A 20,438-nucleotide genomic window follows, 5' to 3' on the forward strand; every position below is an offset into this window, starting at 1 on the left:
CCTGTAAACAATCGTTGCATTTTCGCCACAATGCGTTGCATAGATGCAACGCTATTGAGTAACATGGTTAACATGAACACAGCGAATCTGACCACGGAAATGGACAAAGCGGAGCAATCATCGCGTAGCGGTGAGGGGCGCAGACTTCTTGCGCTGCCTGGTATCATCACCGTTGTGCTGGCGCTGATCACAGCGTCTATTTCTTTTGCCATCCTGATCGGCATTACGCCAATCACGCCGGATCGTGCAGTGACGCTTGCGCTGGTGATTGTTAATGTTGCGCTGATTGTATTTCTCATCCTGCTGATTTGCCGAGAAATCTACCGGATCATCTCGGCACGCAGGTTGGGAAAAGCCGCTTCAAGACTTCACGTCCGTATTGTGGCGCTGTTCTCGTTGATTGCGGCAATTCCCGCAATTGTGGTGGCAATTGTTGCATCGGTCACACTCAATCTCGGTCTCGACCGCTGGTTTGATACCAATACGCGTGACATTGTCAGTTCGTCGCAGAGTCTGACGACGGCCTATATTCGTGAAACGGCGCTCAACCTGCAAAGCACATCATTTTCAATGTTGCAGGAACTTGATGCGCAACGCACACTGTATAGTCTCGATAGAGGTGGTTTCATTCGATATATGACCCTGCAAGCGGGTGGCCGGGGGCTGCTGGGTGCGTTTTTGGTGCGTGAAGATGGGGATGTCGTTGTTAAAAGCGAGACTGGTGTTGAAGCACGCCTTCCAGCACCAACCGAAGATGCTTTGAAGACGGCTGTAGACGGCAAGCCGGTGATCATCCCTCCGGGCAACAGTAATTTTGTTGGCGCAGTTATCAAAATGCGCGAGATTCCAGATCTTTACCTTTATACGGTGCGCTCGGTTGATCAGCAGATTCTTGAAGCCATGCGCCTGATGGAAGCCAACACTGCGCGCTATCAGGAGATGGATGCCAACCGCATTCCAACGCAGATCGCTTTTGCGCTGCTTTATTTCGGTCTGACGCTCATTGTTCTGTTGTCAGCGATATGGACTGGTATTGCTGTTGCCGACCGTCTTGTTCGCCCGATCCGGTTGTTGATCGGTGCTGCTGACGATGTGGCTGCCGGCAATCTTGATAGCTCTGTGCCCGTGCGTTCTTCAGACGGTGACGTTGGTGCGCTGTCTGGCACGTTCAACAACATGGTTGCTGAACTCAAAAGCCAGCGCAATGAACTCTTGTCTGCCAAAGATCAGATTGATGAGCGCCGTCGCTTCTCGGAAGCTGTGCTTTCTGGTGTGACAGCGGGCGTTATCGGCATTGAGTCGGATGGCTCGATTTCTATCCTCAACCGCTCTGCCGAGCATATGTTTGGTGTCAGCTCAGAGGATGCCATCGGCAAGAGCCTGAGTAGCATCGCGCCCGAAATCGGGCAGGCCTTTGAAGTTGCGCGCACAACGGGGCGTACGGTTCATCGTGAGCAGGTCAGTATGACTCGTAACGGTGTTGCACGCACGTATAATGTGCAGGTGACGGTTGAAGATGCAGAATCCGACGATCATTCCTATGTCGTGACCGTCGATGACATTACGGATCTTGTTCAGGCGCAGCGGTCTTCTGCATGGGCAGACGTCGCACGTCGAATTGCCCATGAGATCAAAAATCCGCTCACCCCGATCCAGCTTTCGGCAGAACGTATTCGCCGTCGCTATGGTAAGGTGATTGTCGAAGATCGTGAAGTCTTTGATCAGTGTACGGATACGATCATTCGGCAGGTCGGTGATATTGGTCGCATGGTGGATGAGTTCTCGTCTTTTGCGCGGATGCCGAAGCCTGAAATGAAGGCCATGGACATGCGCGAGGCTTTGCGCGAGGCATCATTCCTTATCGAGGTAAGCCGTCAGGACATAAAATTCACCAATGACTATGGTTCTGAAAAGCTGATTGGTTCTTTTGATAGCCGATTGATTGGCCAAGCATTCGGCAATGTTATCAAGAATGCCAGCGAGGCAATTGACGCCGTGCCAAAGGAAGAGCGCGGTGAGGGGCATATCCTAGTTCGCTCGAAAAAGGCGGATGGACAGCTCATCGTTGATGTCATCGACAATGGCAAAGGTTTGCCGCGTGATGATCGTCAGAAGCTTCTCGAGCCTTATATGACAACGCGAGAGAAAGGCACCGGCCTCGGTCTCGCTATTGTTCGCAAGATCGTGGAAGACCACGGCGGACATCTGGAATTGCATGATGCGCCAGCAGATTTTTACGAAGGTCGTGGCGCAATGATACGGATGATTTTCCCTGAAGTTTCCACTGGTTCGTCCGGTTCGGAAGAGGGAAGTCATGGAAACGAGATAATTGGACAGGTGATCTGATATGGCAGCCGATATTCTTGTAGTTGATGACGAAGCGGATATTCGGGAACTCGTTGCCGGTATTCTGAGCGATGAAGGTCATGAAACCCGCACGGCCTTTGATGCTGATAGTGCGCTTGCGGCAATTGATGATCGTGTGCCGCGACTGGTTTTTCTTGATATCTGGTTGCAGGGAAGCCGCCTTGATGGGCTTGCGCTGCTTGATGAAATCAAGAAGCAACACCCTGATCTGCCTGTTGTGATGATTTCCGGTCACGGCAATATTGAAACGGCTGTGTCGGCGATCCGTCGCGGCGCTTATGACTTTATCGAAAAGCCGTTCAAGGCCGACCGTCTTATTCTGGTTGCCGAACGTGCACTCGAAACATCGAAGCTGAAGCGCGAAGTTTCCAGCCTGCGTAAGCGTAGCGGCAACAGCATGGAGCTCATTGGCGCGTCGCTTGCGATCAACCAGTTGCGTCAGACCATTGAGCGCGTTGCGCCAACCAATAGCCGCATCATGATTACGGGCCCTTCGGGCGCAGGGAAAGAACTGGCTGCGCGCGCTATTCATGCGCAATCGAGTCGCGCCAATGGCCCGTTTGTGACCGTTAATGCTGCAACCATTACGCCGGAACGTATGGAAATTGAGCTTTTCGGCACCGAAATGGATGGTGGTGAGCGTAAGGTTGGTGCACTGGAAGAAGCGCATGGTGGCATCCTTTATCTTGATGAGATTGCCGATATGCCGCGCGAAACGCAGAATAAAATTCTGCGCGTTCTTGTCGATCAACAGTTTGAGCGTGTTGGCGGAACCAAGCGCGTGAAGGTTGATGTTCGTATCATTTCCTCCACAGCACAGAACCTTGAAGGCATGATTGCGGAAGGTACATTCCGCGAAGACCTGTTTCATCGTCTCTCTGTGGTGCCCGTACATGTTCCGCCCCTCGCGTCGCGTCGAGAGGATATTCCTTCTCTGGTCGAATATTTCATGACGCAGATTGCGGAACAGGCAGGCATCAAACCACGCAAGATCGGCTCTGATGCGATGGCTGTTTTGCAGGCGCATAGCTGGCCGGGTAATATTCGTCAGTTACGCAACAATGTTGAACGTCTGATGATTTTGGCGCGTGGCGATGATCCGGAAGCGCCTATTACAGCCGATCTTCTGCCTGCGGAAATTGGTGACACGCTGCCACGAGCGCCAACAGAATCCGATCAGCACATTATGGCTTTGCCCTTGCGGGAAGCGCGCGAGCGTTTCGAGAAGGAATATCTGATTGCGCAGATCAATCGCTTTGGCGGCAATATTTCACGCACGGCGGAATTTGTTGGCATGGAGCGCTCGGCATTGCATCGCAAGCTCAAGTCGCTTGGCGTATAACGGTAAACAGGCGGGGCTATCATGCGGGTAATCGTGTGCGGAGCGGGGCAGGTCGGCTATGGTATTGCTGAACGTCTTGCTGCTGAAGAAAATGACGTCTCGGTTATCGATACGTCTGCGCGCCACATTGAGATTGTGCGCGATACGCTGGATGTGCGTGGCTTTGTTGGTCATGGCTCACAGCCGGATGTTCTTGCCGCAGCCGGTGCCAATGAAGCCGATATGATCATTGCGGTAACATTATCTGACGAAGTCAACATGGTGGCTTGTCAGGTGGCGCATTCGGTTTTCAACGTGCCAACCAAGATCGCTCGTATTCGTGCGCAATCCTATCTCAAGGCTGAGTATCAGGATCTGTTTTTGCGCGAAAACCTGCCGATCGATGTGATTATCTCGCCGGAGCTTGAAGTTGGTGAAGTGGTTCTGCGGCGTATTGCCTTGCAGGGCGCGACTGACGTGCTGCGATTCGCGGATGATAAGATCATCGGTCTTGCAATAGAGTGCCTGGAAGAATGTCCAGTTATTAATACGCCGCTCAAACAGTTATCAGACCTGTTTCCTGATCTGGCTGCGACTGTGGTTGGTGTTGTGCGCAATGGCAGTCTGTTCATTCCCCGTTCGACCGATCAGCTTCACGCCGGTGATCTGGCCTATGTTGTCACAACGCGCGAGCAGGTGCGCAGAACGCTCTCTTTGTTTGGGCATGAAAAGCCGGAAGCACATCGGATTGTCATTGCCGGGGGCGGCAATATCGGTCTTTATGTTGCCAAGGCCATTGAAGAGCGTAAATGGCAGACACGCATCAAGATGATCGAAAGTGAGCATGAGCGTGCCTTTACGATTGCTGATCAGCTTAGCCGTACAATGGTCTTGCATGGCAGCGCGCTCGATCAGGCGCTTTTGCAGGAAGCTGATATTGAGGATGCCGATCTGTTCGTGGCACTGACCAATCAGGATCAGGTCAATATTCTTTCCAGCATTATGGCGAAGCGCCTCGGTTGCAAGGCGAATATGGCGCTGATCAACACGGTTGCCTATCAGGACTTCACCCACATGGTGGGGATAGATGCCTATATCAATCCCAAGGCGGTGACCGTATCAAAGATATTGCAGCATGTGCGACGCGGGCGCATCCGTGCGGTTTATAGTGTCTATCGTGATATGGCCGAAATTATCGAAGCAGAAGCACTTGAGACGTCTTCGCTGGTCGGTGCGCCATTGCGTGATCTTGATTTGCCGGACGGTTTGCGAATTGGTGCGATTTACCGGGGGGGACAGGTCATTCAGCCGAATGGTGATGTGCGGATCAAACCGAAAGATCGTGTTGTGATTTTTGCAACTGCCGATGCGATCAAGCATGTTGAGCAGATGTTCCGCGTTAGTCTGGAATTCTTCTGACCCCTGATATGAAACTTATTTCGCGGTAGTTCTTTCGATGGATATTTGTACGTTCTGGTATGGGCCGCGTCTGCGCGATGTCGACCGCATCTGTCTCGCATCAATGGTGATGACTGGCCAGCGTGTGAAACTGTTTTCATATGCGCCGATTGAGAATGTACCCGTAGGCGTCGAGCTGCATGATGCCAGCAAAATTCTACCTGAGGTGGTGTTTAAGCGACTTGATCCGGGCTATCCGAGTTTACGAAGCCGAACGACTATCGTTCAGTTCAGCGATATTTTTCGCATCATGCTGATGAAGCATAAGCAGGGTGTGTGGCTCGATACGGATGTGTATCTGCTCAAGCAGTTTCATCCTGATCCATCGAAACCCTATCTCGCTCGCGAGAATCGTTTCCGCGTTGGAGTTTCTGCGCTTTACCTGCCGCATGATCATCCGATTATCCGTGAATTCGAAGCCTATGTGGCGGCAAGCTATCCATTACCGCGCTGGCTTGGATTGCGGCGTGGGAAGTTGCGGCCATTATACTATCGTCTCATTGGTAAGGACGTAACGCCTGCCGCCATCGGGATTACGATTTTCGGAAATGACGGCATATCACGGCTAGCACGCAAATACGGCATCTTCAGAAACGCCGCTCCGCAGGAGAATTTCTATTATTGGGTGGGCAAGGAAGCGACGCGGATTTACGATCCGGCTTATGGGCTGGAACCCACGAAACACCCTGATTTCATTGGATTTCACATTCACAAGAAGCATAAAGAAGTTGTCTCAATGCAACCGGGAAGCTTCTATATGTGGGCGATTGATCGCGTGAAGCCATTGCTTGGTGGTCCGCTTTCAGATCATCCGAAATAGGGGCTGCTTATTCATACCTGCAAGGATTTGCATATCAGGTTTTAAATTTGGCGGTTGCGCAAAGATTCCCATCCTGTTAACCGAAGCTTAAGAGCGAAGCAGTTGTCTTTCCACAGCAATTGCGATTAGTAACTGGTTTAGCGCGATCCGGGAGCTTGATTTATATTTGCGCGCATGTTCGTCTGGCATTTAGCGAACTGACTGCTGATCGATTAAAGGAATAAAAACAATGGCTGAACGATCGCAAAATCTTCAAGACCTTTTTCTCAATTCTGTACGCAAGCAGAAAATTTCACTGACCATCTTCCTTATCAATGGCGTGAAACTCACGGGTATCGTGACGTCTTTTGACAATTTCTGCGTATTGCTGCGCCGCGATGGACACTCGCAGCTTGTCTATAAGCATGCAATCTCGACCATCATGCCAAGCCAGCCTGTGCAGATGTTCGAAGGCGAAGAAGCCTGACGCATATCAGTTCAATATTGGTCAGTTTTATGCTGACCAATATTATGCCGGGGCGTCTTCTATTTGAAACCGCTAATACGGATACCTATCTGTATGGATAGGTATTTTCCGTATCCCGGAGTAAGTATATTTGTCGAAATTCAAGGATAAGAACGTTTCGCCTGCCGATGAAAATAAGGGATTTGGTTTGTCTGAACCAGAGCCGACCAGAGCAGCGGTTATCGTTCCCATATTACCCGAAAGACACACAACAAGCACGGCAAGTGACGAAGGTGAGCGACCACAGTTTCAGCGCTCCAATGAAGCACGGCTGGAGGAAGCCGTCGGTCTTGCACGTGCGATTAATCTCGAAATAGCCCATGCCGAGAGTGTGATCGTCAATCAACCGCGTCCTGCGACCCTTCTGGGGACGGGTAAGGTTGAGGCAATCGCCGAAATCATTGAAGAGAAGTCGATCGGACTTGTTATTGTCGATCATGCTTTGACGCCGGTGCAGCAGCGCAATCTTGAAAAAGAGTGGAACGTCAAGGTTATCGACCGGACCGGCCTTATCCTTGAAATCTTCGGTGAGAGAGCACGCACCAAGGAAGGTGCGTTGCAAGTCGAACTTGCGCATCTGAACTATCAGAAGGGCCGTCTGGTCAGAAGCTGGACCCACCTTGAGCGTCAGCGCGGTGGTGGCGGCTTCCTTGGCGGTCCGGGTGAAACGCAGATCGAAGCCGACAGGCGTATGCTTCAGGATAAGATTCTGAAGATCAAGCGCGAGCTTGAGACGGTTGTGCGTACACGGACGCTGCATCGGCAGAAGCGTCGCAAGGTTCCGCATCCGGTGGTGGCGCTCGTTGGCTATACCAATGCGGGCAAATCAACGCTGTTCAACCGTATGACCGGCGCTGACGTGCTGGCCGAAGATATGCTGTTTGCTACGCTCGACCCGACATTGCGTCGCATTCGTTTGCCGCACGGTGAGACGGTTATCCTGTCCGATACAGTCGGTTTTATTTCAAATCTTCCGCACCATCTCGTTGCCGCATTCCGGGCAACGCTTGAAGAGGTTGTCGAGGCTGATCTGATCCTGCATGTGCGAGATATTTCCGATCCTGACAACGCAGCACAGGCTGAGGATGTTGAAAGTATTCTCGCCGGGCTCGATGTCGAGCCGCATGATCATAAGCGCGTGATCCAGATCTGGAACAAGATCGATAATCTGGATGAAGCGGGTCGTGAGGCAGCACTTCGCTTGGCTGCCGCCGGCAGCGAGGAGGGGCGTCCGATCCCGCTTTCAGCGTGGACGGGGGAAGGCGTTGACAGGTTGCTTTCCTTGATTGAGACCCGCATTGCAGGGGCGCTTGGAACTGTCGATGTTGTGCTTTCTCCATCCGAGCTTCGCATTCTTGACTGGATTTACCAGCATGGCAGCGATGTAAAGCGTGAAGATCTGGAAGATGGCTCTGTTCGTATTCAGGCCCGCCTTACAGAAACAGCGCGAAAAATGCTGGATGAGAAACGCGGCATTAAGCCTGTCCCTCAGGATTCGGACTGGGATTGATCGGCATCTTGCGGAACAGGGTTGCAAAGCCCTATGTATGGAACATCCATACGATTCATATTCGTCATACACTATCCAGAGGCCCATAATGAGAGATCCTATTGAAACCGTCATGAACCTCGTGCCGATGGTTGTCGAGCAGACCAACCGTGGCGAGCGGGCCTATGATATCTTTTCGCGCTTGTTGAAAGAACGCATCATCTTCGTCAACGGTCCCGTAGAAGATGGAATGTCGATGCTGATCTGTGCGCAGTTGCTGTTTCTTGAATCGGAAAATCCGAAGAAAGAAATCAACATGTACATCAATTCGCCCGGCGGTGTTGTGACCTCCGGCATGGCGATTTATGACACGATGCAGTTCATCAAGCCGCCAGTGTCCACGCTTTGTATGGGGCAGGCAGCCTCTATGGGCTCGCTGTTGCTGACAGCTGGTGCCACCGGCCAGCGTTATGCGCTGCCAAATGCCCGTATCATGGTTCATCAGCCATCGGGTGGTTTCCAGGGGCAGGCGTCTGATATTGAGCGCCATGCGCAGGACATCATCAAGATGAAGCGTCGCCTCAACGAAACTTACGTCAAGCATACTGGTCGTGATTATGAGACGATCGAACGCACGCTTGACCGTGATCACTTTATGACAGCGCAGGAAGCTCTGGAATTTGGTTTGATCGATAAAGTGATCGAATCGCGCGAAGTGAGCGCCGAAGAAACCAAGTAATTTGGGGAGGCAGATAGTCTGCCTCTTCGTATTTTAGCGCGCTTTGCCACAAAAGGGGCTTATTTCGTGGTCCTACGTGAAGGATAACGCATAGTGTTAAGCATCTGTTGGGGTTCAGGGCGCTAAAATTGATCAGATTGTGCCGAATCTCTATGGGGAACATGATTTTTCATTTGTTCCCCGCCTGAGGTTCTGCAAAAGTCTCCATCAAAGGCTTACTCGGTCGGAAAGCCTGCGGTGACTGGGATCCAAAATGACAAGCAGTGCGTAAAAGCTGCTGATGGAGCCTGAAGGGAGCGGCGTTTTGCTTACCCTCATGGATCCGAACCGGAAAAAACGATCGAAATGAACACGCGATGAGGTTGTTGTTCGTTTCGGTTTATTGAAAGGAAACTGCAATGAGCAAAGTCAGCAACAGCGGCGGCGATTCAAAGAATACGCTTTATTGCTCTTTCTGTGGCAAAAGCCAGCATGAAGTTCGTAAGCTGATTGCAGGCCCGACCGTATTTATTTGTGACGAGTGCGTCGAACTTTGCATGGACATCATCCGCGAGGAAAATAAAACCTCAATGGTGAAGTCGCGTGAAGGCGTGCCTACGCCACAGGAAATCAAGGACGTTCTTGACGATTACGTCATCGGCCAGAAAGACGCCAAGCGTGTTCTCTCGGTTGCGGTACACAATCACTACAAGCGTCTTGCACATCAGAGCAAGAGCAACGACATCGAGCTTGCGAAGTCGAACATTCTGTTGGTCGGCCCAACGGGTTGCGGCAAGACCTACCTTGCCCAGACACTCGCACGCATCATTGATGTACCGTTTACCATGGCGGATGCAACGACGCTGACAGAAGCCGGTTATGTCGGTGAGGATGTTGAAAACATTATCCTGAAGCTGCTTCAGTCGGCCGATTATAATGTTGAACGCGCGCAGCGCGGCATTGTTTATATCGATGAAGTCGACAAAATCAGCCGCAAGTCTGATAATCCTTCGATCACCCGTGATGTATCGGGCGAAGGTGTTCAGCAAGCGCTTTTGAAGATCATGGAAGGCACTGTTGCTTCTGTTCCACCGCAGGGTGGTCGCAAGCATCCACAGCAGGAATTCCTGCAGGTGGACACGACAAATATTTTGTTCATCTGTGGCGGTGCTTTTGCCGGTCTCGACAAAATCATCTCGGCGCGCGGTGAGAAGACTTCGATTGGCTTTAGCGCAACTGTGAAGTCGGTTGACGACCGCCGCATTGGTGATGTGTTTAAAGAGCTGGAACCGGAAGATCTGCTGAAGTTCGGTCTTATTCCGGAATTCGTTGGTCGTTTGCCGGTAATCGCGACACTGGAAGATCTGGATGTTGATGCACTGGTACAGATCCTGACCGAGCCGAAGAATGCGCTCGTGAAGCAGTATCAGCGGCTGTTCGACATGGAAAATGTTGAACTGAGCTTCCACGACGATGCTTTGCGCGCAATTGCCAATAAGGCTGTTGAACGCAAGACTGGTGCACGTGGTCTGCGCTCGATCATGGAAAAGATCCTGCTCGACACCATGTTTGAGCTTCCAACGCTGGAAGGCGTGCAGGAAGTGGTCATTTCCGGTGATGTTGTGGATGGAAGCGCTCGTCCGCTTTATATCTACGCTGAGCGTCAGGAAGAAAAGGGCAATGCGTCGGCTTGACGATTTGCCGGACTTTTGGAAAAAAGGCCGCGCAAGCGGCCTTTTTTTGTTTATCTCCTGGCAAATGCTGAATTCTGGAAAAGCTTGTTATTGTACAAATCTCCGTGACAGCGCAGGATAAATGACGATTCTATGAAAGCTGCCCTGGAATCAGCTTGAATTTGGGAGTTCGACACTCCAATTATGGACCGAAGCACTGGTCATGGACTGCCTCATTATGAAAGGGGCCATAACCAGTGGCAATCGGGTCGAATGACCTGAGAAAGGACTTACAATGACGGGTATTGAACAGAAGACTCCTTTGGGTGGTTCTGGAGCGGATGGTGAAGACGGGCTGTATGCCGTCCTGCCGTTGCGCGATATCGTAGTTTTCCCGCATATGATCGTTCCGCTGTTTGTTGGACGCGAAAAGTCGATCAAGGCACTTGAAGAGGTGATGGGCGTTGATAAGCAGATTTTGCTTGCAACGCAGAAGAATGCGGCGGACGACGATCCGGCACCGGATGCAATTTATGAGATCGGCACGATCGCCAATGTGCTGCAGCTTCTCAAGCTGCCAGACGGTACCGTTAAGGTTCTCGTCGAAGGCACCGCGCGCGCCAAGGTTTCCAAGTTTACCGATCGTGAGGATTATCACGAAGCTTACGCAACTGCTCTGCCTGAGCCGGAAGAAGACGCTGTTGAGGTTGAGGCTCTGGCCCGTTCAGTGGTTTCCGATTTCGAAAACTACGTGAAGCTGAACAAGAAGATTTCGCCGGAAGTGGTTGGCGCTGCAAGCCAGATCGACGACTATTCCAAGCTCGCTGATACGGTTGCTTCGCATCTCGCAATCAAGATTCCTGAAAAGCAGGAAATGCTGTCGATTCTCTCGGTGCGTGAGCGTCTTGAGAAGGCGCTTGCTTTCATGGAATCTGAAATTTCTGTTCTTCAGGTTGAAAAGCGCATCCGTGGCCGCGTCAAGCGCCAGATGGAAAAAACCCAGCGCGAATATTACCTCAACGAGCAGATGAAGGCGATCCAGAAGGAGCTTGGTGATGGCGAGGACGGTCGCGATGAAGCGGCTGAGCTCGAAGAGCGCATCAACAAGACCAAGCTTTCCAAGGAAGCGCGCGAAAAGGCACAGGCTGAGTTGAAGAAGCTGCGCAGCATGAGCCCGATGTCTGCGGAAGCCACTGTTGTTCGCAACTATCTCGACTGGCTGTTGTCTATTCCTTGGGGCAAGAAGTCGAAGGTTAAGCAGGACCTGAACTTTGCCGAGGAAGTGCTTGATGACGAGCATTTCGGTCTCGACAAGGTCAAGGAGCGCATTGTCGAATATCTGGCCGTGCAGGCTCGCTCGACCAAAATCAAAGGCCCGATCCTTTGCCTCGTTGGACCTCCCGGCGTCGGTAAGACCTCGCTTGCCCGCTCGATTGCGAAGGCAACCGGTCGTGAATATGTCCGTATGTCGCTTGGTGGCGTGCGTGACGAGGCTGAAATCCGTGGTCACCGCCGCACTTACATCGGTTCGATGCCCGGCAAGGTCATCCAGTCGATGAAGAAGGCGAAGAAGTCCAACCCGCTCTTCCTGCTCGATGAAATCGACAAGATGGGTCAGGATTTCCGTGGCGATCCATCTTCGGCAATGCTTGAGGTGCTGGACCCGGAACAGAACTCAACCTTCATGGATCACTACCTTGAGGTTGAATATGATCTGTCGAACGTCATGTTCGTGACGACTGCCAATACGCTGAACATTCCGGGTCCGCTTCTGGACCGTATGGAAGTCATCCGTATTGCCGGTTACACCGAAGATGAAAAGCTCGAGATTGCCAAGCGGCACCTGCTGCCAAAGGCGATCAAGGATCATGCGCTGCAGCCGAAGGAGTTTTCGGTCACAGACGATGCGCTGCGCAACGTTATCCGTCTTTACACGCGTGAAGCCGGTGTTCGTAGCCTTGAACGTGAAATGATGACCTTGGCGCGTAAGGCCGTGACTGAGATTCTCAAATCGAAGAAGAAGTCGGTGAAGATCACCGACAAGAATCTCTCCGATTATCTCGGTGTCGAGCGTTTCCGTTATGGTCAGGCCGAAGGCGAAGATCAGGTTGGCGTTGTCACAGGTCTTGCATGGACTGAAGTGGGCGGCGAATTGCTGACCATCGAAGGCGTCATGATGCCCGGTAAGGGCCGCATGACCGTTACGGGTAACCTCCGTGATGTGATGAAGGAATCGATTTCGGCGGCGGCATCGTATGTTCGCTCGCGCGCAGTTGATTTCGGCATTGAGCCTCCGCTGTTCGACAAGCGTGACATCCACGTGCACGTGCCGGAAGGCGCAACGCCTAAGGATGGTCCATCGGCTGGTATCGCTATGGTTACGGCAATCGTCTCTGTTCTGACCGGTATTCCGGTTCGCAAGGACATTGCAATGACTGGTGAAGTGACGCTGCGTGGCCGTGTGCTGCCTATTGGTGGGTTGAAGGAAAAGCTGCTTGCTGCATTGCGTGGCGGCATCAAGAAGGTTCTGATCCCGGAAGAAAACGCCAAGGATCTGGCGGATATTCCGGACAATGTGAAGAATAATCTTGAGATCGTTCCAGTGTCGCGAGTCGGCGAAGTGCTGAAACATGCACTGGTTCGGGAGCCGCAGCCGATCGAATGGACAGAGCCAGAAACGCCTGTCGCATCCGCTCCGGTGGACGACGAAGCAGGTGTTTCGACAGCACATTAATCATTGTCTGTGCCTAATAAGCTAACAATGCCGGGCTAAAAGCCCGGCATTTCTGTGTTTAACCCCGGGTTTCCGGGGTTTTTTCGTGTTGACAGGCTTGGTTTGTCAACCGATTTGAATAAACTGCACGCAATCCGGTCGCGTTATTCGTTCCGGTAGATAAAGAAAGGAAATGCCTATGAACAAGAACGAATTGGTCGCCGCAGTAGCGGAAAAGGGCGGTTTGACTAAGGCCGACGCTGGAACTGCAGTTGACGCAGTTCTCGCAGCTGTAACCGGTGCACTCAAGGCTGGCGAAGAAGTACGTCTGCCTGGCTTCGGCGTTTTCTCGGTATCGCATCGCGCAGCGTCGACTGGCCGCAACCCTTCGACTGGTATGGAAGTTGCTATTCCTGCCCGCAACGTGCCGAAGTTCTCGGCTGGTAAGGGCCTGAAGGATGCCGTTAACGGCTAATCCAGTAAACTGACGCGGCATGATCGCGCTCAGTTATACGAGAAGGCCCGGTTTAACCGGGCTTTTTTGCTTTATAAGGGGAGGTTTTGCGATGCGATTTTATAAAATGAGTGTGGCACTTCCGACCCTCGGTTTCGCGGGGCTGCTTTTCGGTATGCAACCGGCACAGGCGGACACCTGTGATGAGCAGGTCTTTCAGGATACAAAATTCATTATCTGTACGGTGAAGGCCAAAGAAAACCTGCGTCTGTTCTGGAAGGGCGCAGAGGGTGAGCCGTATCGCAATTTCTCGAAAATTGCAGATGCGGTGGCTGCGCAAGGCAAGACGCTGTCATTCGCGTTTAATGCGGGAATGTATCAGACCGATTTCACGCCGATGGGGCTTTATGTCGAGGATGGGCAGGAACTGGTTGCTGCCGATACAAAAGCGCCTCAGCGTGCGTCTGGCCCGGTTCCAAACTTCTATAAAAAGCCCAATGGCATTTTCTATTTTGATAAAGACAGCGCCGGTATTGTTTCAACCGAGCGATTTCTAAAGCGCCGACCGCAGGCGCGCTTTGCGACGCAATCCGGACCGATGCTGGTCATTGAGAACAAGCTCAACCCGATTTTGATCAAAGACTCGACGGACCGGACCCGCAGAAGCGGTGTTGGTGTTTGTGATGATGCGACCATTCGCTTCGCAATTAGCGAAGATGCGGTGAATTTCTATGATTTCGCATCGCTGTTTCGTGACGGGCTGAAATGTCCGAATGCGCTGTTCCTCGACGGCGGCGGCGGTGCTGGAATTTATAATCCTGCCATGGGAAGAAATGACATCTCATGGCATGGCGGATATGGGCCGATTGTGGGATTTGTTGAATAGAGTGCATGAAAAAGGCGGGTTTAAAAACCCGCCTTTTTCATTCATTCAGCAGCTTCTGCTTTGCGCCCCGGACGGCGCTCCAGCAGTTCCTTGAGGAATTGGCCTGTGTAAGAGCGCTTTTCCTTCACGATGTCTTCGGGGCGCCCAACAGCGACAATCTCACCGCCGCCATCGCCGCCTTCCGGACCAAGATCGATAACCCAGTCGGCAGTCTTGATGACTTCGAGATTGTGCTCAATGACCACAACTGTATTGCCCTGTTCAACCAGTTCATGCAGCACTTCGAGAAGTTTTGCCACATCATGAAAGTGCAGGCCGGTTGTCGGTTCATCCAGAATATAGAGCGTTCGCCCGGTGGCTTTGCGTGAAAGTTCCTTGGCGAGTTTCACGCGCTGCGCTTCACCGCCAGAAAGGGTTGTGGCCTGCTGGCCTACTTTTACATAACCAAGTCCCACTTTAACGAGCGTCTCAAGCTTGTCGCGCACAGCAGGAACGGCTGTGAAGAACTCAGCTCCTTCTTCAACCGTCATATCAAGGACATCGGCAATCGACTTGCCTTTGAATTGCACTTCCAGCGTTTCGCGGTTGTAACGCTTGCCGTGACAGACATCACAAGTGACATAGACATCCGGCAGGAAGTGCATCTCGATCTTGATGACGCCATCGCCCTGACAGGCCTCGCAGCGCCCACCTTTCACGTTGAACGAAAAGCGTCCCGGCTGATACCCGCGGGCTTTGGCCTCCGGCAGACCTGCGAACCAGTCACGGATCGGTGTGAAAGCGCCGGTATAGGTTGCCGGATTGGAACGTGGCGTGCGGCCAATCGGTGACTGATCAATGTCGATGACTTTATCAAGGAATTCGAGGCCTTCTATACGGTCATGTTCCGCCGGATGTTCGCGTGAGCCCATGATGCGACGCGAGGCAGCCTTGAACAGCGTTTCGATCAGGAAGGTGGATTTACCGCCGCCAGACACCCCGGTTACAGCGGTGAATGTACCAAGTGGAATATCCGCCGAAACATTTTTCAGATTGTTGCCGCGTGCGCCGACAACCCGGATGCGCTTGTTCTTGGTCAGTTTGCGGCGCTCAGCCGGAACTGCCACCTCCATCGCACCCGACAAATATTTGCCGGTTAGCGAGTTCGGGTTGGACATGACGTCTTTCGGCGTGCCCTGCGCGATGATCTTGCCACCATGAACACCAGCCGCCGGGCCAATATCGACCACATAATCGGCTGTCAGGATTGCATCTTCATCATGCTCGACGACGATCACGGTATTGCCGAGATCGCGTAAGTGACGAAGCGTGTCGAGAAGACGGGCATTGTCGCGCTGATGAAGGCCGATGGATGGTTCATCAAGCACGTAAAGCACGCCGGTCAGACCGGAGCCGATCTGAGAGGCAAGGCGAATACGTTGACTTTCACCGCCCGAAAGTGTGCCGGAGTTGCGCGCAAGCGTCAGATAGTCGAGGCCGACATCATTGAGGAATTCCAGACGCTCGCGGATTTCCTTCAAGATACGGGCTGCAATTTCGCGCTGCTTGTCATTGAAGCTGCCATCAATATCACGAAACCATGCATCGGCATTGCGGATCGACATGCCGGTGATTTCACCAATGTGTTTCATGCCAACTTTGACGGCCAGCGCTTCCGGCTTCAGGCGAAAGCCTTTACAAGCCGGGCAGGGCGTTGAAGACATGAAGCGCTCGATTTCCTCACGCGACCATGCCGAATCGGTTTCTTTCCAGCGGCGTTCGAGATTGGGGATCACACCCTCAAAAGCCTTGGTGGTCTGATAGGCGCGCAGGCCATCATCATACTGGAAGGTGATTTCCTTGCCCTTGGTGCCATAGAGAATGGCAGTCTGCGCTTCATCGGAAAGATCGGACCATTTGGCACTCAGCTTGAAGCCATAGGCTTTACCGAGCGCTTCCAGCGTCTGATTGTAATAAGGTGAAGACGAACGGGCCCATGGCGCAACGGCTCCATCTTTCAGAGAGGCGGAATGATCGGGAATGATCAGGTTTGGGTCAATCGCCTGTTGCGTGCCAAGACCGTCACAGGTCGGGCATGCACCAAAGGGATTGTTGAATGAGAACAGGCGCGGTTCGATTTCGGGAATGGTGAAACCGGACACCGGACAGGCAAATTTTTCCGAAAACATAACGCGTTCATGCGTTTCATTTGCCGATTTGTTGGCGCTACCACCGGCAGATGTATCCTCGGCCAGCAATGGTTTGTCGGCGAATTCTGCGATTGCCAAACCTTCTGCCAGTTTGAGGCAGGTTTCAAGGCTGTCGGCGAGGCGGGTTCCGAGATCAGGGCGCACCACAACGCGGTCCACAACCACATCAATATCGTGCTTGTATTTCTTGTCGAGGGCTGGAACGTCAGCAATTTCGTAAAAGGTGCCATCGACCTTCACGCGCTGAAAACCCTTCTTCTGAAGCTCGGCCAATTCCTTTTTGTATTCGCCTTTACGCCCACGAACGATAGGCGCCAGGATATAAAGACGGGTGCCTTCTTCCAACGCCAGAACCCGATCAACCATCTGGCTGACAGTCTGGCTTTCAATCGGCAGGCCGGTTGCAGGCGAATAAGGCACGCCCACGCGCGCGAAGAGCAGGCGCATGTAATCGTAGATTTCGGTGACGGTGCCGACAGTTGAACGCGGATTGCGGCTCGTTGTCTTCTGTTCGATGGAAATGGCCGGGGATAGACCGTCGATCTGATCAACATCCGGCTTCTGCATCATTTCAAGGAACTGGCGCGCATAGGCCGAAAGGCTTTCGACATAGCGGCGCTGGCCTTCCGCGTAGATCGTATCGAAAGCCAGCGATGATTTGCCGGAGCCTGAAAGGCCGGTCATCACGATCAGCTTGTCGCGTGGCAGATCAAGATCGACATTTTTCAGATTGTGTTCACGCGCGCCACGTATGGAAATGAATTTCTGATCGCTCATTCCGCGTCCTGCCTGTTTCGTCATGTCGTAGAGTGGCTGGCGCCGAAAAATTTATGGTGCGCCGCTCCACAATATGGGGATGAACCCTTTCAAAGGAAAGGGGCTGTTCAGTCGCTTTCCGGGTTCTAACGCCGGAACAAAGATCGAACAACCAGTCATCTGATAGGCGATACGAAATGTGAACGCAAGAGCGTTGACTGTTACTCCTGACAGGAGCAAACTATATTTGCTCGCCGGATGGAGGGACATCGCAGAATTGAAACGATGTCGACAAGAGGTCTGACTGGCTGAGTAAACGTAACAGGGAGATAGGAGCATGAGTCCACCTGACAACGTTGCATAGCTTTCATCATGATGAGAGCACAATTACTTGCAGTCTTAACTGCTTCATTTGCAAGGAATGATGCATTTTTGATTGAGACAGGTAGTTGCAGAAAATTTAAAAAATGCGCGGCAATCTGGCATCGTTGCTCAGATTTCCGAATAAATTTATCGGCGAATTACTGTCGATATAAGAGCTTAGCTCAACCCCAAGCCCTGCGCGCCTAAGAAACAGTGAGCGGCAGGGCTTAACTCTGCGAAGATTTTCCGGTTTCTATAGCGTGTCGCGTTTAATCGTATCCAATACGCTTGCTTTTTCTTCTTGTTTTACACATGCCGTTCTCGGATCGTAGGGGGAATGGAAATCAGGCCGGTGAACGAATTTCTCCGCGACGTTGGGCCTTAATTTTCCGCAACATGCTTTATCTCTCCATGTATAAAATCCGCATTAAAATCCATTTCAAGCTTGTAAATTGAACAAAACAAGAACATAAACTTCTGTGGACATTGCCGGAATTCGCCGTGCGAGCATGAGCGCGGTGGAAGTGGCTGCTGTAAGGTGATAGTTGAATTTTAGGCCAATACCTTTTGGTATTTGACCATTCTTTAAAAGTAGACGCCGTTTGGCAGGGCTGAGAAGCGCGCTGGATGGGTGGATGCGAGAGATCCGGAGTAAGTTTTCAATGGCTGGTAGCGTCAACAAAGTCATTCTGATCGGCAATCTTGGTGCTGATCCAGAAATCCGCCGCCTTAATTCAGGCGATCAGATCGCCAATCTGCGTATTGCGACGTCGGAAAGCTGGCGCGACCGTCAGTCCGGTGAGCGCAAGGAACGTACCGAGTGGCATAGTGTTGTCATCTTCAATGAAAATCTTGCCAAGGTGGCAGAGCAGTATTTGAAGAAGGGGTCCAAGGTTTATATCGAGGGCGCGCTGCAGACGCGTAAGTGGCAGGATCAGAACGGTAATGATCGTTACTCGACTGAAATCGTGTTGCAGAAATTCCGGGGCGAACTTCAGATGCTTGATAGCCGCGGCGAAGGTGGTGGCGAGGGGCGGTCGTTCAGCGGCGGCGGTGGTAATCGCAACCAGATGTCGGATTATTCCGGCGGCGGAAGCGATTTTGGATCGTCCGGCCCATCCAATCAGGGTGGTGGCAGCGGCGGCGGTTTCGCGCGCGACCTTGATGATGAAATTCCATTCTGATAAAAAAGCGGGCGTCACAAGCGCCCGCTTTTTTAGTTGGATTGATTGATAAAAAGAATAATATAAGCTGATGTTTTAGCTTATTATTATCTGTTATCGTCTGGTTGATTATTTCCATAAAATGCGCCGTAGACAGATGACTTTTGCGATCGGACTGGATGAACGAAGTGAAATGGCTTTTGGCGGAAGAGCTGATCTGCTGCATCCCCATTCGCTGGGTATTATTTTTTCCGATGTGATTTTCTGTTGGGCGCGTGTGTTGTGATGCGGACGGATCATACTCTTAACGGGTGTTTTGTTGCTGTTGTCGGTCCCAGTGGTGCCGGTAAAGATACGATTATGGACGCGGCGCGTGAGATACTGAAAGATGATCCGCGGTTTCATTTTGTGCGGCGCGTTATCACCCGACCACAAATGCCGGGCACTGAAGATCACGACAGTCTGGACGAGGAAGCTTTTCGCAAAGCGGCAGACGAGGGTGCTTATGCGCTTCAATGGCAGGCGCATGGTTTGAGCTATGGTCTGCCGCGTTCGCTGGATACCAAACTTGCGGAAGGCGTGGTTGTTATCGCCAATGTTTCGCGTCGGGTTCTGACGGATATTCGCAGACAGTATCAATCACGTTCCATCGTGCTGATAACTGCACAACCGTCCGTATTGGCTGAGCGACTGGCAGCACGTGGGCGAGAAACACGGGCACAGATCGAAAAGCGTTTGGCGCGTGAAGTGCGCTTCGATCATCAGGCTGACGACGTTGTGATGATCGATAATTCTGGAGCAGTGGCGACATCCATCGAAGCCTTCCTCGCACACTTAGAGCAGTCCCGGTTCTGATTGAATTCAGATCGGCAGCCTAAAGGGAAAACTAAGTGTCGGCGAGGGATATGTGCTTATCCTGTGATCAGCGACCTGACGCCATCTGCAACGAATTGCACGGCAAGGGCTGCCAATATGACGCCTAGCAGGCGCGTCAGGATTGAGCGGCCCGTTTCTCCGAGGAAGCGGTCAACGCGTTCTGCAAGCAACAGCACCAGATATGTAATGAGCAGGCAGGTAAATATGACCAGTAGCAGAACGGCGTGTTCTGCCGGTCCAGTGAACGAATCGGACGTCAGAACAATGGCGGAAATTGCACCCGGACCGGCTATCAGTGGTATGGCAAGCGGGAAGGCTGCGATATTGCGGATATGATCTTTGGTGATGGCAACTTCGGCGCTCTTTTCCTTGCGCTCGGTTCGCTTTTCGAAAATCATTTCGAAGGCGATCCAGAAGAGAAGCAGACCGCCTGCGACGCGAAAAGCGCCGATACTGATGCCGAACATGCCGAGTATCTGAGCGCCAGCAATTGCAAACAGCGCCATTACCCCAAAGCCGATGATGGATGCGCGCAGCGCAACCTGTCCGCGATGGTTGCGATCCATGCCGGGTGTCAATGCAAGAAACAAAGGAGCCAGACCGGGCGGATCGATTGTGACAAGCAGGGTGACGAAGGCGCTGAAAACCGTATCGTAGAACCCCATGCTAAACGCGCCTCTTTTTTTG

15 protein-coding genes are annotated in these 20,438 nt (G+C 52.2%); 13 read left to right on the forward strand and 2 right to left on the reverse strand.

From position 1 onward, the window contains the following. The first annotated feature begins 30 nt into the window (after positions 1–30). From ABE527_RS07015 to ABE527_RS07065, 11 genes are all read left to right on the forward strand, one after another. Positions 31–2,346, forward strand: coding sequence for a sensor histidine kinase NtrY-like (locus tag ABE527_RS07015; protein WP_499696492.1), 2,316 nt, complete (start codon positions 31–33; stop codon positions 2,344–2,346). Position 2,347: 1 nt separating this feature from the next. After that, positions 2,348–3,709 (forward strand): nitrogen assimilation response regulator NtrX, encoded by a 1,362-nt coding sequence (ntrX, locus tag ABE527_RS07020; protein ID WP_265984645.1) that lies wholly within the window; start codon positions 2,348–2,350, stop codon positions 3,707–3,709. A gap of 21 nt (positions 3,710–3,730) precedes the next feature. Then, positions 3,731–5,107: a Trk system potassium transporter TrkA gene (gene trkA / locus ABE527_RS07025; protein ID WP_499696493.1), complete on the forward strand. Its 1,377-nt coding sequence runs from the start codon at positions 3,731–3,733 to the stop codon at positions 5,105–5,107. Positions 5,108–5,144: 37 nt separating this feature from the next. Then, positions 5,145–5,966: a glycosyltransferase family 32 protein gene (locus ABE527_RS07030; RefSeq protein ID WP_265984647.1), complete on the forward strand. Its 822-nt coding sequence runs from the start codon at positions 5,145–5,147 to the stop codon at positions 5,964–5,966. 229 nt (positions 5,967–6,195) lie between these two features. Continuing rightward, entirely contained in the window at positions 6,196–6,432 is a 237-nt protein-coding gene (gene hfq, locus ABE527_RS07035) for an RNA chaperone Hfq (protein WP_002964239.1), read from the forward strand. A gap of 130 nt (positions 6,433–6,562) precedes the next feature. Beyond that, positions 6,563–7,981, forward strand: coding sequence for a GTPase HflX (gene hflX, locus ABE527_RS07040; protein WP_265984648.1), 1,419 nt, complete (start codon positions 6,563–6,565; stop codon positions 7,979–7,981). Between the two features lie 88 nt (positions 7,982–8,069). Next, entirely contained in the window at positions 8,070–8,699 is a 630-nt protein-coding gene (clpP, locus tag ABE527_RS07045) for an ATP-dependent Clp endopeptidase proteolytic subunit ClpP (RefSeq protein ID WP_265984649.1), read from the forward strand. Between the two features lie 398 nt (positions 8,700–9,097). Then, the gene (clpX, locus tag ABE527_RS07050; protein WP_265984650.1) at positions 9,098–10,372 is read left to right on the forward strand and encodes an ATP-dependent Clp protease ATP-binding subunit ClpX; all 1,275 of its coding nucleotides are present in this window, start codon (positions 9,098–9,100) and stop codon (positions 10,370–10,372) included. Between the two features lie 274 nt (positions 10,373–10,646). Further along, entirely contained in the window at positions 10,647–13,085 is a 2,439-nt protein-coding gene (gene lon, locus ABE527_RS07055; RefSeq protein ID WP_499694610.1) for an endopeptidase La, read from the forward strand. A gap of 178 nt (positions 13,086–13,263) precedes the next feature. After that, positions 13,264–13,539: an HU family DNA-binding protein gene (locus ABE527_RS07060; protein WP_007875106.1), complete on the forward strand. Its 276-nt coding sequence runs from the start codon at positions 13,264–13,266 to the stop codon at positions 13,537–13,539. Positions 13,540–13,630: 91 nt separating this feature from the next. Continuing rightward, entirely contained in the window at positions 13,631–14,404 is a 774-nt protein-coding gene (locus tag ABE527_RS07065) for a phosphodiester glycosidase family protein (protein WP_499696494.1), read from the forward strand. A 41-nt stretch (positions 14,405–14,445) separates the two neighbouring features. Here the strand turns inward: ABE527_RS07065 and uvrA are convergent, their stop codons facing one another. Then, complete coding sequence (gene uvrA, locus ABE527_RS07070) at positions 14,446–17,370, reverse strand: excinuclease ABC subunit UvrA (protein ID WP_265984652.1); 2,925 nt, start codon at positions 17,368–17,370, stop codon at positions 14,446–14,448. Between the two features lie 1,004 nt (positions 17,371–18,374). Between uvrA and ssb the strand changes: the two genes are divergently transcribed. Together ssb and phnN are read left to right on the forward strand one after the other, a co-directional pair. Beyond that, a complete protein-coding gene (ssb, locus tag ABE527_RS07075; protein WP_499696495.1) occupies positions 18,375–18,896 on the forward strand; it encodes a single-stranded DNA-binding protein in 522 nt (173 codons plus the stop codon). A gap of 264 nt (positions 18,897–19,160) precedes the next feature. Next, the gene (gene phnN / locus ABE527_RS07080; RefSeq protein WP_499696496.1) at positions 19,161–19,730 is read left to right on the forward strand and encodes a phosphonate metabolism protein/1,5-bisphosphokinase (PRPP-forming) PhnN; all 570 of its coding nucleotides are present in this window, start codon (positions 19,161–19,163) and stop codon (positions 19,728–19,730) included. Positions 19,731–19,786: 56 nt separating this feature from the next. Here the strand turns inward: phnN and ABE527_RS07085 are convergent, their stop codons facing one another. Next, the gene (locus ABE527_RS07085) at positions 19,787–20,416 is read right to left on the reverse strand and encodes a MarC family protein (RefSeq protein WP_265984655.1); all 630 of its coding nucleotides are present in this window, start codon (positions 20,414–20,416) and stop codon (positions 19,787–19,789) included. Positions 20,417–20,438 lie beyond the last annotated feature (22 nt).

The organism is Brucella sp. TWI432, assembly GCF_039674445.1.
In the GTDB taxonomy this organism is placed as follows: domain Bacteria; phylum Pseudomonadota; class Alphaproteobacteria; order Rhizobiales; family Rhizobiaceae; genus Brucella; species Brucella chromiisoli.

Bases quoted from the DNA above. Each gene is read 5' to 3' on its own strand.
- ABE527_RS07015 (WP_499696492.1), top strand. From the start codon at position 31: ATGCGTTGCATAGATGCAACGCTATTGAGTAACATGGTTAACATGAAC.
- ntrX (WP_265984645.1), top strand. From the start codon at position 2,348: ATGGCAGCCGATATTCTTGTAGTTGATGACGAAGCGGATATTCGGGAA.
- trkA (WP_499696493.1), top strand. From the start codon at position 3,731: ATGCGGGTAATCGTGTGCGGAGCGGGGCAGGTCGGCTATGGTATTGCT.
- ABE527_RS07030 (WP_265984647.1), top strand. From the start codon at position 5,145: ATGGATATTTGTACGTTCTGGTATGGGCCGCGTCTGCGCGATGTCGAC.
- hfq (WP_002964239.1), top strand. From the start codon at position 6,196: ATGGCTGAACGATCGCAAAATCTTCAAGACCTTTTTCTCAATTCTGTA.
- clpP (WP_265984649.1), top strand. From the start codon at position 8,070: ATGAGAGATCCTATTGAAACCGTCATGAACCTCGTGCCGATGGTTGTC.
- clpX (WP_265984650.1), top strand. From the start codon at position 9,098: ATGAGCAAAGTCAGCAACAGCGGCGGCGATTCAAAGAATACGCTTTAT.
- lon (WP_499694610.1), top strand. From the start codon at position 10,647: ATGACGGGTATTGAACAGAAGACTCCTTTGGGTGGTTCTGGAGCGGAT.
- ABE527_RS07060 (WP_007875106.1), top strand. From the start codon at position 13,264: ATGAACAAGAACGAATTGGTCGCCGCAGTAGCGGAAAAGGGCGGTTTG.
- ABE527_RS07065 (WP_499696494.1), top strand. From the start codon at position 13,631: ATGCGATTTTATAAAATGAGTGTGGCACTTCCGACCCTCGGTTTCGCG.
- uvrA (WP_265984652.1), bottom strand. From the start codon at position 17,370: ATGAGCGATCAGAAATTCATTTCCATACGTGGCGCGCGTGAACACAAT.
- ssb (WP_499696495.1), top strand. From the start codon at position 18,375: ATGGCTGGTAGCGTCAACAAAGTCATTCTGATCGGCAATCTTGGTGCT.
- phnN (WP_499696496.1), top strand. From the start codon at position 19,161: ATGCGGACGGATCATACTCTTAACGGGTGTTTTGTTGCTGTTGTCGGT.
- ABE527_RS07085 (WP_265984655.1), bottom strand. From the start codon at position 20,416: ATGGGGTTCTACGATACGGTTTTCAGCGCCTTCGTCACCCTGCTTGTC.